Here is a 3843-nt window from a genome sequence, read left to right as displayed (position 1 = left end):
GCCCAGACCCGGTCGGCGGGCGCCAGCAGCAGGGCGAGCCCCGGCGCGGTGCCGCGCCTGGTGGCCGCCAGCTCCGTGGCCTCCGCGTCCGTCAGCAGCCCGACGACCGCGATGATCTGCCCGCCCTCCACGGAAAGCGCCTGGATGCCCTGGCCGAGGCCGATCGAACTGGACGGCACGATGACGGCGAGCGTGTCGAGCAGCGTGTCGCCGAACGTGCCCTGCCTGGGCACCTCTCCGGCGTCCGTCACGAACCGGGCCTCGAAGCCCTCGCCGGCCAGGTGCACCCCGATCGACGCGGCGGCGGTGACCGCGAGCTCGAACATCGCGGTGGCGTAGGCGGACCGCCTGGAGTCAAGGAAGAGCGTGGCCGTGTTCCGCCAGTGCTGCTCCTCGCGGCGCACCATGAGCTCGCCGTACCGCGCGGTGGACCGCCAGTGCACCCGGTGCAGTCCGTCCCCGGTGCGGTACTCGCGCGGCGCTATGTCGTCTTCCCCGTTGGCGGAGATGCTGCGCTTGCCGTGCTCGCTGTCGCCGAGCCAGTTGCCGGACAGCGGCGGCCGGGACAACGTGACGATCCGCGGCGTCACGGTCAGCGTGCTCGTGCTGCTAAAGGCCCGGCTGATCGACACCAGCCCGAACGAGTCGGCCACCCGCACCTGCAGCGGCCCGACCGTGTACTTGCCGCGCGCGTCCGACCCGAGCTGGTACTTGAACTCCCTGCTGCCGCCGCCGGCGATGCCCTGCAGCACGAACCGCGGCCTCCTGCCGAGCGCGAGGGGCACGGTGTCCTGGCAGAGCAGCAGCCCGGTCCGCAGCCGGGAGACGTTCGCCAGCTGAATGGTCACCTCGGCGGTCTGGCCGGCCGCCAGCCGCGGCGGCGCCAGCAGCCGCACGCAGGACAGCCGGTACCTGGCCCGCCCGGCGCCGAACGCCGACAGCAGCGGCAGCGCCATCAGCAGGCAGCCGATCCGCAGCAGGTCGGGCTCGGGGATGAGCAGGCCGCAGAAGGCCGCCGCCAGGCCGGCCGCGACGAACGACTTCCCCCGGACCGTCAGCGCGCTGAGCAGCCTACGCACCTGAAGTCACCGCCGGTTAGGGACGCGGCAGCGGGAGCTCCGCGACGAGCCGCGCCACTACCTGCTCGGGGAGCTTGCGCTCGATCATGGCCTCGGCGGTCGGCAGCAGCCGGTGCGCCAGCACCGGGATCGCCAGCGCCTGGATGTCGTCGGGGATCACGTAGTCTCTGCGGTCCAGCGCGGCCCGGGCCCGGCTCGTGCGCAGCAAGTGCAGCGCGGATCGCGGCGACGCACCGAGCCGCAGCTCAGACGCGGTCCTCGTGGCCGACGCCAGCGCGATGATGTACTCCTTGACCTGGCCGGACACGTGCACGCCGCGGGCCGCCTTGATCAGTTCGCGCACGTCGAGCGCGGTCGCGACCGGCGTCAGCTGGTCGAGCGGAAAGGCGGAGCCATGGGTGTTGAGCATCTCCAGTTCGGCGGCCGCGGTGGGGTAGCCGATGGAGAGGCGGGCGGTGAACCTGTCCCGCTGCGCCTCGGGGAGCGGGTAGGTGCCCTCCATCTCCACCGGGTTCTGGGTGCCGATGACCATGAACGGGGCCTCGAGCTGGTAGGTGGTCCCGTCGACCGTGACGTGCCGCTCCTCCATGCACTCGAGCAGCGCGGACTGGGTCTTGGGCGAGGCTCTGTTGATCTCGTCGCCGACGACGATGTTCGCGAAGATCGGGCCGGGCTTGAACTCGAATTCCCGGCGTTCCTGGTTGTAGGCGCTCACGCCGGTGACGTCGCTCGGCAGCAGGTCGGGGGTGAACTGGATCCGCCGCACCGAGCCGTCGATGGACTTGGCGAGCGCCTTGGCGAGCATCGTCTTGCCGACGCCGGGCACATCCTCGATCAGCAGGTGACCCTCCGCGAGCAGGACGGTGAGGGCGAGCTTGACCGCCTCCGCCTTCCCGTCGATCACCGACTCGACCGCCGTGGCGATCTTCTTTGCCGTCGCGACCAGATCCTCGAGCGTCCGCTCGCGGCCGCGCCCCGTGTCGAGTACCAAATGGCCCTCCTCGATAGGCCCGGGCGCGTACAGCGCGCTGACTGCGTCGTCTACAGACAGTATGTCGTCCTACGGCCAGCGTGCCACGCCTGGCCGTAGCGCGGCATCCCTGCCCAGGCACCCTTCTTGTCGGAAAACCTACCAATTAACAGCCGCTGCGCCATCCGCGCAAGGCCTGCTCACCGGCTGGTTGCTCCACGAGTCATACGGTTCCCCGCCGGAATCCGATTGCGCCCCGCCCCGGCCACCCGCCCCGCGAACCGTCCACGCACCCGGTCCCGCCGGTTGCGCAACCGACCCGCTCTTGGGAAGCACGCCGGCGCACGACTCCGATGGCCGCCGAGCCGGACGCGGCCATCACGCCACGTACGCACCATCCCGCACATTCGCCTCGCTCTTCGGACGACGGGCTCAGCGGAAAGCATGATCACGTAAGAAAAGTGTTCTATACGCATACTTTTCTTACGTGATCATGGAATACCTGCGTGAAAGCCAGCCCTGCGGCGAAACCAGCGACCGCGGCTTTATGGGGCGGAGTGGGGGATCGCCGGCGCGCCGGTCCGCGGCGCCGATTCTTCCCCCACTTTGCTCCACTGGAGCTGACCTGCAGGTTTGCTGCACAGAAAGCCGCCGGCGCGCTAGATTGAGAGTTGACGGTGGAGCAATGTGGGGTACAGTGGAGCGCGGTGGAGTGAGATAGCTGTCTAAGTCCGGCCCGCTGGGGTGGGAGGTGAGCACCGGATGTTCCTTGGTACTCACGCGCCCCGACTGGACGAGAAAGGGCGCCTCTTCCTGCCGGCGAAGTACCGTGACGATCTCGCCGGGGGAGTCGTGATCACGAAGGGGCAGGAGCGCTGCCTGTACGTCTTCCCGCACGACGAGTTCGGGCGGATCACCGAGGCATTGCGCGCCGCGCCGGTCACCGCCAAGGCGGTGCGGGACTACAGCCGCGTCTTCTTCGCCAGCGCCTCCGACGAGACTCCCGACAAGACGGGCAGGATCACCGTCCCGCCCGGCCTGCGGGAGTACGCGGGGCTGCAACGGGACTGCATCGTGATCGGGGCCAACACCCGGCTCGAGATCTGGGACGCCCAGGCATGGGAGACCTACCTGGCCGCACAGGAGGACTCGTTCTCCGAAGCCGCAGAGGAGGTGCTGCCAGGAATCTTGTAGGCGGCCATCGGGCTGGCTCGGTGGCCATGGCTGTCCGGCGAGTCTCCACCCGCGCCCGGGCTGTGCAGGCTGGCGCCACTTCCCCGGCGCCAGGCGGCGGCCCGCACAGGGCGCGGAGGAGACCCGGCCGGTCGCCACTGCTGATAACAGCAAGAAGCGTCGCGATAGCGCCACGCCACAAGCATCGCGATGACAGCGAGAAGCCGCGGTATCGCGAGAAGCCGCGGTATCGGCGAGAAGCACAGCGCGCGGAGCGCTGAAGCGGAGGGGTCAAGTGGGCGAGCACGCCTATGCGCACGTGCCGGTGCTAGCCGGCCGGGTGACCGCTTTGCTCGTGCCCGCATTGACCGGCCCAGGACCGGACGGCGGCCCGCCCGTCCTCGTGGACGCGACGCTCGGCCGCGCGGGGCACGCCCGCGCCCTGCTCGAAGCCTGCCCAGGACTGCTGCTCATCGGCATCGACGCGGACGAGACCGCGATCGAGGCGGGCCGCGCCCTGGCCGCCGAGTACCCAGGCCAGGTGACACTCGCGCACGCCTTTTACGACCAGATCGGCGCGATCGTCGCCCGCGCCGGGCACCGCCGCGTCCAGGGCGTCCT

4 protein-coding genes are annotated in these 3843 nt (G+C 70.2%); 2 read left to right on the top strand and 2 right to left on the bottom strand.

What is annotated here, in order from left to right; all coding sequences use genetic code 11:
- Together WA805_RS19470 and WA805_RS19465 are read right to left on the bottom strand one after the other, a co-directional pair.
- On the bottom strand, nucleotides 1–1079 hold a 1079-nt coding region (locus WA805_RS19470; protein WP_422281658.1), incomplete at its 3' end, for a DUF58 domain-containing protein.
- A 16-nt stretch (nucleotides 1080–1095) separates the two neighbouring features.
- Nucleotides 1096–2070, bottom strand: a complete 975-nt coding sequence (locus WA805_RS19465) for an AAA family ATPase (protein ID WP_422287286.1) — start codon at nucleotides 2068–2070, stop codon at nucleotides 1096–1098.
- Nucleotides 2071–2811: 741 nt separating this feature from the next.
- Between WA805_RS19465 and mraZ the strand changes: the two genes are divergently transcribed.
- A complete protein-coding gene (gene mraZ / locus WA805_RS19460; protein WP_422287284.1) occupies nucleotides 2812–3243 on the top strand; it encodes a division/cell wall cluster transcriptional repressor MraZ in 432 nt (143 codons plus the stop codon).
- Nucleotides 3244–3517: 274 nt separating this feature from the next.
- A partial coding sequence (gene mraW / locus WA805_RS19455; protein ID WP_425243042.1) for a 16S rRNA (cytosine(1402)-N(4))-methyltransferase occupies nucleotides 3518–3843 on the top strand: 326 nt, incomplete at its 3' end.

Origin of the sequence: Trebonia sp., assembly GCF_049794275.1 — a bacterium.
In the GTDB taxonomy this organism is placed as follows: Bacteria; Actinomycetota; Actinomycetes; order Streptosporangiales; family Streptosporangiaceae; genus Trebonia.
The sequence above is the reverse complement of the archived record's forward strand: the minus strand, read 5'-3'. Positions and strand labels throughout refer to the sequence as shown.

What these genes read in the sequence shown, in the direction of transcription:
- mraZ (WP_422287284.1), top strand. Translation starts at nt 2,812, where the DNA reads ATGTTCCTTGGTACTCACGCGCCCCGACTGGACGAGAAAGGGCGCCTC.